6 protein-coding genes are annotated in these 6771 nt (G+C 61.1%); 4 read left to right on the forward strand and 2 right to left on the reverse strand.

All coding sequences use genetic code 11. The features are described 5' to 3' along the window. Positions 1 to 11: 11 nt before the first annotated feature. A complete protein-coding gene (locus tag ACP7DE_RS20610) occupies positions 12 to 848 on the reverse strand; it encodes a hypothetical protein (RefSeq protein WP_426073824.1) in 837 nt (278 codons plus the stop codon). Between the two features lie 125 nt (positions 849 to 973). On the opposite strand from ACP7DE_RS20610, the gene ACP7DE_RS20615 reads away from it, so the two are divergent. The 3 genes from ACP7DE_RS20615 to ACP7DE_RS20625 all read left to right on the forward strand — a co-directional run bounded on the left by ACP7DE_RS20615 (position 974) and on the right by ACP7DE_RS20625 (position 2354). Beyond that, on the forward strand, positions 974 to 1420 hold the full coding sequence (locus ACP7DE_RS20615; RefSeq protein ID WP_426073826.1) for a DUF2939 domain-containing protein: 447 nt from the start codon (positions 974 to 976) through the stop codon (positions 1418 to 1420). Between the two features lie 125 nt (positions 1421 to 1545). After that, on the forward strand, positions 1546 to 2049 hold the full coding sequence (locus tag ACP7DE_RS20620) for a DUF2939 domain-containing protein (protein ID WP_426073827.1): 504 nt from the start codon (positions 1546 to 1548) through the stop codon (positions 2047 to 2049). 92 nt (positions 2050 to 2141) lie between these two features. After that, complete coding sequence (locus ACP7DE_RS20625; protein ID WP_426073828.1) at positions 2142 to 2354, forward strand: hypothetical protein; 213 nt, start codon at positions 2142 to 2144, stop codon at positions 2352 to 2354. 42 nt (positions 2355 to 2396) lie between these two features. On the opposite strand, the gene ACP7DE_RS20630 is transcribed toward ACP7DE_RS20625, so the two are convergent. Continuing rightward, entirely contained in the window at positions 2397 to 3770 is a 1374-nt protein-coding gene (locus ACP7DE_RS20630) for an HD-GYP domain-containing protein (RefSeq protein ID WP_426073829.1), read from the reverse strand. Between the two features lie 495 nt (positions 3771 to 4265). Here ACP7DE_RS20630 and ACP7DE_RS20635 point away from each other — a divergent pair, with 495 nt between their 5' ends. Next, a complete protein-coding gene (locus ACP7DE_RS20635; RefSeq protein WP_426073830.1) occupies positions 4266 to 6554 on the forward strand; it encodes a TonB-dependent receptor in 2289 nt (762 codons plus the stop codon). Positions 6555 to 6771 lie beyond the last annotated feature (217 nt).

A 6771-nucleotide genomic window follows, 5' to 3' on the forward strand; every position in this document is an offset into this window, starting at 1 on the left:
TCCTCCAGTAATCAGGATGCGTCGATCAGCGTCGCGATGCGCTGATTGAGTTCCACATTTTCCGCCTGCAGTTGCGCCACCCGCTGTTTCAGGCTGGCGATCTCGCCGCGCAAGCGCTCCGCTTCGGACGGTGCCTGGGACGCGTTTTCGGCCCACGGCTCATTGCCCGTTTCCGGCGTATCTTGCGACACGTGGACTTTCGGCTCGCGCGGCGTGCGCGTGGCGGCGCGCTGTTCGCGGATTTCCTTGGCCGCCTGGCGCAGCAGTTTTTTACCCCCAGCGACGGCCGCCACCTGCTCTTCCGGCGGCAGGGACGCCACGGTGGCCGCCGCGTTGATGGATATCGTGCCCGAACGGACGGCTTCCACCAGTTCCGGCGAGGCCGCCTTCTGGATCTTTTCGATCTGGCTGATCTGGTTGCTACTCAAGCGCGCCACCTTGGCCACCTCTTCGCGCGTGCTCATGGGCGGCTTCGGCGCGTTTTCGCCGTCCGGCGCATCCTGGGCATTGACCGGGGCCGGGCTGCGCGCGGCGACGATTTCCTTCTTGCGCAGGGCCAGCACGCCGCGCTGGAAGTCGGACACGCTGCGGCGCGCCAGGTGATTGTCGATCATCCACAGCATGACGTCGTCGAGCGAGGTAAAACTGGTGTTCTGGATCGTCTTGAATTCGATGCCGTGCTGGCGGCAGATGGCGTAGCGGTTATGCCCGTCGATCAGCACGTCGTTCCACAGCACCAGCGCGTCGCGGCAGCCTTCGGCCAGCAGGCTGCGCTCGAGCGCCGCGTATTCGCTGGCGGTGAGCGGGTCGATATACGACTGCAGCACCTGATTGATAGTGATATTCATGGTTGTCCTCAATATTGCGGCGCGATGGTCCGCGCCGGCACGAATGCTACACCATCCACCGCCCCTCGCCGGGTAAAATCACGGCGGCACCGATCATCCCAATAGATCACCACACTACCGAGACCATGAAAAGAAAGTACGCCACCGCGATCATTTTTAGCGTTGCCGCCATCGGCTTCACCTGGGTCAGCCCCTACATCGCCATGTACCGCATCAGCATCGCGGCGAAATCCGTGCGCCTGGAAAACCTGGCGCAGCAGGCCGACCTGCCCGCCGTGCGCGCCAGCATGGCGCGCCAACTGCGGGCGGCCGGCGAAACGGCCGGCGAAGACGATTTCAAGGAAATGCTCGACACCATCGTTTCGCCGCCCGGCATCACGCTGTTGATCCTGCACGGCAAGCAAGGGGCCGATGGCAAGCGCCACGACTTCGGCATGGCGTACCGCTCCTGGAATGAAGTGGTGCTGCGGCGCAGCGGCGCCGGCCCCGCCGCCAGCCAGTTTTTGCTGCGCCGGCATGGCATCTGGGATTGGAAATTGACGGATATTACCTTGCCGCAAGAATTACTCTAACGAAACTTGATCCAAAACAACACTTACTTAAACAGCCATATTGATTTTGGGAAATATTATGTAAAATGCCAACACTTCAGGCGCACCGGGTCGCCAGGCATCCGAGAGATTGCACGATGAAAAGAATGTTGCTTCTCGCTCTAGTGGCACTGGTCGCGCTGGCCGGTGCCTTCTATGGCAGCCCGTATTTCACCATGAACAAGATCCGCACGGCAACCATGGACGAGGATAACCAAGCCTTGGCTGCGCATATCGACCTGGCCCAGCTGCGCGGCAGCCTGGGGCAGCAACTGCATGCCCTGTTCTCGGCGCCGGAAGTGGCCGACGACATCAGCCCTGACGTCATCGACCCCTTGCTCGATACCATGCTGATGCCCGAAGGCATCATCGCCTTGATGAAGCTCAATGACCGCTATGAAAAACCGATCGCCAAGGTCAGCGACATCAGCGGCCGCCAGCGCAACGCCAAACCCGACTACAAGCTGCGCTACACTTCCTGGGACAGCGTCGTCGTGCAGCGCGCCCACAGCAAGAGCCACATTGGCGAGCTGACCCTGGCGCGCGATGGCCTGTGGCGCTGGAAACTGGTGTCGGTGGCGCTACCGAAGAATCTGCTGGCCGACGCCTGACGCGCCGGCGCAACCACGCCAGGCCGTCACGGCACAGGCGCGCACCTGCTCTGCACTGCTATCATCGGGTTTTGATTTCCATCGGAGGCAGCATGTCAGACCTGGTACAACACGCACTGGCCCACGCTGGCAAACCGGCCACCACGCCCTGGGTGGTGACCCTGGTCAGCGGCGAAAAACTCACCGGCCCCATTTCCCCGCTCAACGACGGCTGCTACGCGATCGGCCTGGGGCAAATCAAGTACTTTTCCAGCGACAAGGTCGCCTGCCTGAATGTGTCGGGTGCGGGCGCGTTTCCCATTTGAGGGCGCTGAAGTCCGCGCTCAGGCCCTCAAGCGCTCGGAGCACTACTGCGTGAGTTCGGGCAAGCGCGCCAGCGCCTCTTTCAAAGCGGCAAAACACCGGGCGTCGATGGCCGTGCCCACGGTTTCGGCCATGATCTCGAGCGCTTTCGGGACGGGGATCGGCCCCCGGTAAGGCCGGTCGGCCGTGATGGCGTCGAAAATATCCGCTGTGGTGATGATGCGCGTTTCCAGGCTGATATCGTCGGCCGTCAAGCCACGCGGATAACCGTTGCCATCGAGCCGTTCGTGATGCGCGGCGGCAACGACCGCCAGTTCGGCAAAGGCATTGATACGCGACAGTATCGTTTCCGTGTAGCGCGCATGCTGCTGCACGGCCAGCCACTCTTCCGCGTCGAGCTTGCCCGCCTTGTCCAGCACGCTATTGCTGACGCCAAGCTTCCCCACGTCATGCAGCAAGGCACCCCGCTTGAGCCAGCGGCGCCGCTCCGCCGTCACGCCCAAGGCTTCGGCGATCATGTCCGTGTACAAAGCCACCCGGGCGCTGTGCCCGCTCGTGTACGGGCTTTTCGAATCGACCACTTGGCCGAACGCGGCGGCGATATCGTCGAGATAATCCTCGTCCACCGGCACGGAACGGTTCGCCGGCTCCAGCGCCGCCACGGCGGCCGTAATGTCCTGCGAGCGCAGCATCGACCAGAAGGCGCCCGATTGCGCCACCCGTTCGAACGCCAGCACCAACTGCGGGTCAAACCAGGTGCCCGCGCGCTGGCGCACCTCGGCCTGAGCGGCGCGCACGCCATCGGCCGTATGAAACACGTCGATGACCTGCGCCAACAAGGCGATGCGTGAAAACAGGGGAATTGCCTGGTCTGCCAGCTTGTCCGGCTTGCCCTGTCCATTGTAGTGTTCGTCGAGGCTGTAGATGCCCTCTGCCACGGACTCCGGAAAGCGCAGCAGGCGCGCGATGTCGGCGCCGCGCTGGCAGCGCGTGGCGATCAGATCCTGCGCAATTTGCGACCCATCGCGCAGAATCGTCATCACGGCGCGGAAGCGTTCAGCCAGTCCCGCCTTCAGGCCCGTGTGCTTGAGGACGAATTTCAGCACTTGCGGCAGGCTGTCGCCCACCGTCTTGAACCCTTGCTTGAAAGACAAATCATCGGTCAGGTATAGCTCGCAGATGCGCGCCGCATTGCTGCTGCAGCCCAGGTCCTTGAGCAGCAGGGTGTAATACAGATTCCACAAGTCTTCATCCGGCATGCCCAGTTCACGCCCTACGTGCATGCCGATCCAGCAGCAGCGGATGCAATGGCCTTCTGGCTGGCCTTCCGTGATGTCCAAAGCCTGGCTCAGGGCTGCGATCAGTTCGGAAAGCTGGATGCCGTCAACGGCTGGCGCGCCTGCAGAAAAAATTAACATGATAGAAATGTAAGTTTCTGATTTACAATAATTTATATTCTACGCGAAGTCTAGCCTGGAGATGCTATACGGCAACATCAATGCCTGCGCAAGCGCCGCGCCGCAGTCGCTAGCAGGCTAGCTTGCCATGCCGTGATGTGGCACTACAACAACATCGTGCGGCAGATCAAAAAAGGGGAAACTGTCGCATTTTCCGCACTGTGCTCCGGCCGCTGGCATGCCATGGCGCCGGTATGTTGACGCTGTCGTAGGGAAAATCATCGGTGGCCTGGCCGTCTTTTGGGTTTGCGCAGGCCTGCCGGCACCCCACTATGCACCCGCCCGATATTGACGACAAATACGATTTTATTCACGTATTCAGTCGAAATAGATATGAATAGTCTTGCCTGGGAAATGGCATGAATAGCAAAACTTTCCGTGCTAGCATGATTTTCGTCTAGCGGACTAGCGCCAGCCTGGACCTTACGAATAACCTTGACCGACAGGAGCCGTTTCATGATCACACCGCATGCCAGCACAATACGCCACACCCTGATTGCCCTGGCAATCGCTGCCGCCTTTCCCCTGCAAGCGATGGCGCAAGACAGCATCCCGGCGCCAACCGCCGACGCGCATGCCGCTCCGGCAGCACAGGCCGGCCCTGGCCAGCTGGAAACGGTGATCGTGACGGCACAGCGGCGCGCGGAAAACATCAAGGACGTGCCCATGTCCATCGCCACCCTGAAAGGCGACAAGCTCGACACCCTGACGGCCGGCGGCGCCGACATCCGCTTCCTGAACAGCCGCTCGCCCAGCGTCTCGGTCGAGTCGGATTACGGCCGCACCTTTCCCCGCTTCTACATTCGCGGCCTGGGCAACACCGACTTCGACCTGAATGCCTCACAGCCCGTGGGCCTGGTGATGGATGACGTGGTGCAGGAAAACGCCATGCTGAAAGGCTTTCCCGTCTTCGACGTGGACCAGGTCGAAGTACTGCGCGGCCCGCAAGGCACGCTGTTCGGCCGCAACTCGCCGGCCGGCGTGATCAAGTTCGATTCCGCCAAGCCCGTCTTCAAGACGGAAGGCTACCTGAGCGGCGGCTTCGGCAAGGATGGCATGAAGAACCTGGAAGGCGCTTTCAACGTGCCCGTCAGCGACACCGTGGCCCTGCGCTTTTCCGGCCAGACACAGCGCCGCGACGACCGCGTGCACAACCCGCGCCCCACCGGCACGCGCGACTTCGAAGGCTATGAAGACAGCGCCGCCCGCCTGCAAGTGCTGGTCAAGCCCACGCGCGACTTCACCGCCCTGTTCAACGTGCACGCGCGCAACCTCGATGGTACGGCGACGCTGTTCCGTGCCAACATCCTGAAACAGGGCACGAATGACCTGGTCGACAATTTCGAGTATGGGTCCTACCCTACCGATGGCATCAACCGCCAGCACCTGAAAACCAAGGGTGGCAGCATGCGCCTGAAATGGGACTTGCCCGGCGTCACCCTGCATTCCATCACCGGCTACGAAAAACTCGATTTCTTCAGCCGCGCCGACGTCGACGGCGGCTATGGCGCCGTGTACGCCCCGCCGATGGGCCCCGGCTTCATCCCCTTCGTCGTGGAAACGGCCGACGTGATCCCCAAGCACAAGCAGATTTCGCAGGAATTTCGCGCCGAGTCGAGCGCCAAGGGTCCGCTGCAATGGATAGGTGGCTTGTTCTACTTCAAGGAAGATATCCAGATCGACAGCATCAGCTTTGACAGTCTGGCGCCCGGCAATCCGCAAAACAGCGCCTACGCCACGCAAAACCAGAGTTCGAAGTCGTACGCGGCCTTCGGCTCGCTGAACTACACGGTCTCGGACGCACTGAAACTGCGCGCCGGCCTGCGCTACACGAGCGACAAGAAGGATTTTTCGGCCAAGCGCGTGGAAGCGACCACGGCCGGCCCTTTCAACCTGAACGACACTTCGCACAACGTCAGCTGGGACTTGAGCGGCACCTATGTGCTGACGCCGGAAACCAATGCCTACGCGCGCATCGCCACCGGTTACCGCGCGCCATCGATGCAGGGCCGCCTGAACGGCCTGGGCGACCGCCCCTCGCAAGCCGGCGCCGAAAAAGTGCTGTCGGTGGAGGCCGGCATCAAGCAAGACCTGTTCGACAAGCGCGCGCGCCTCAGCCTGGCCGTATTTCAGTACCGCGTGAAGGACAAGCAATTGACGGCCGGCAGCGGCGTGGTGAATATGAACCGGCTGCTCAATGCCGAAAAAGCCACCGGCCAGGGCGTGGAGCTGGACTTCCAGGCCAACCTCAGCGACTCGCTCAGCATGACTCTGGGAGGCAGCTATAACCACACCGAGATCCAGGACAAGAAGCTGTACGTGCAAAGCTGCGGCAACGCCCAGAACACCCCGGCCAGCGGCTGCACCGTCACCGACCCTGTCGGCCCGTTCGTGGGCACGGCCTATATCGACGGCAACCCGCTGCCGCGCGCGCCGGAATGGCAAGCCAACGTCACCTTGAAATACAGCATCCCCGTGGCCAACGGCGAATTCTTCGCCTACACCGACTGGGCCTACCGCACCAGCTACAATTTCTTCCTGTACGAAGCCAAGGAATACAAGGCCAAGGAGCTGCTCGAAGGCGGCTTGCGCGTCGGCTACAAATGGGACAAATACGAAATCGCCGCCTATGGTCGCAACATCACCAATCAGATCCAGTCACTGGGTGCCATCGAATTCAACAACCTGACCGGCATCATCAACGAGCCACGCACGTATGGGGTACAGTTCAAGGCGACGTTTTGATGGCGGATAGATAAAATCAGACTGTTCGGCGCAAACCGGAGAATATTTTTCTCCCACGACGGCTAATACCTGGCGGTGGATGCCAGACCCTCGCTCAGCAGGGCGATTGCATGAAGGATTAGTGGTCGGTTTGGCCGTAGGGCAAAAATATTGCTTGTAAACCTGCCAAGAAAGGCGTTTACTTTCAATATTTGGACGCGCAAATGGCAAACGAACC

Origin of the sequence: Janthinobacterium sp. DSP2-3-3 (assembly GCF_049897325.1) — a bacterium.
GTDB lineage: Bacteria > Pseudomonadota > Gammaproteobacteria > Burkholderiales > Burkholderiaceae_D > Janthinobacterium.

Excerpts from the sequence above, each read along its gene's own strand:
- ACP7DE_RS20630 (WP_426073829.1), bottom strand. The coding sequence starts at position 3,770 with ATGTTAATTTTTTCTGCAGGCGCGCCAGCCGTTGACGGCATCCAGCTT.
- ACP7DE_RS20625 (WP_426073828.1), top strand. The coding sequence starts at position 2,142 with ATGTCAGACCTGGTACAACACGCACTGGCCCACGCTGGCAAACCGGCC.
- ACP7DE_RS20615 (WP_426073826.1), top strand. The coding sequence starts at position 974 with ATGAAAAGAAAGTACGCCACCGCGATCATTTTTAGCGTTGCCGCCATC.
- ACP7DE_RS20610 (WP_426073824.1), bottom strand. The coding sequence starts at position 848 with ATGAATATCACTATCAATCAGGTGCTGCAGTCGTATATCGACCCGCTC.
- ACP7DE_RS20620 (WP_426073827.1), top strand. The coding sequence starts at position 1,546 with ATGTTGCTTCTCGCTCTAGTGGCACTGGTCGCGCTGGCCGGTGCCTTC.
- ACP7DE_RS20635 (WP_426073830.1), top strand. The coding sequence starts at position 4,266 with ATGATCACACCGCATGCCAGCACAATACGCCACACCCTGATTGCCCTG.